Source organism: Treponema sp. R6D11 (genome assembly GCF_054786075.1).
On the sequence record NZ_BDHD01000846.1, the window covers coordinates 1 to 477 of the forward strand.

General features: G+C 42.3%; 1 protein-coding gene. It reads left to right on the forward strand.

What is annotated here, in order from left to right; genetic code table 11:
• The coding region (locus tag ACYVTD_RS16445; RefSeq protein WP_461248741.1) for a GAF domain-containing protein at positions 1-477 on the forward strand (477 nt) is incomplete at both ends.

A 477-nucleotide genomic window follows, 5' to 3' on the forward strand; every position in this document is an offset into this window, starting at 1 on the left:
ATATGGTAAACAGCGCCGCTATAATCCTTCTGTCAAGCAACAATGTCGGCTCATTTGAATATTCCATGATGAGGAGTTTCGAGCTTGTAGGACGTTGTTTGGACGTAGACCGCGTTCAAATCTGGTGTAATGAAATGTTGGAAGGTGAAATGCATTATGTCCTTAGATATGAATGGATCAGCGAGTTCGGCGAAAAATGCAAGAGTGTTCCCATGGGGCTTCATTTCCCCTACAGCATGAAGAAGGAATGGGAAGATCTGTTTTTGTGCGGCGATCATATTAATACGCCGATTAAGGACATGTCGGAAGAAGATCAGGCTTTTCTTGGGTATTACGAAATGAAATCCATTGTTATTATACCCATGTTTTTGGAAGGGGAATTTTGGGGCTTTTTCAGCATAGACGACTGCCGTAACGAAAGAACGTTTTCAAGCGAGGAAATCAGCATATTAACTTCCGCGGGATTAATGATGAGCA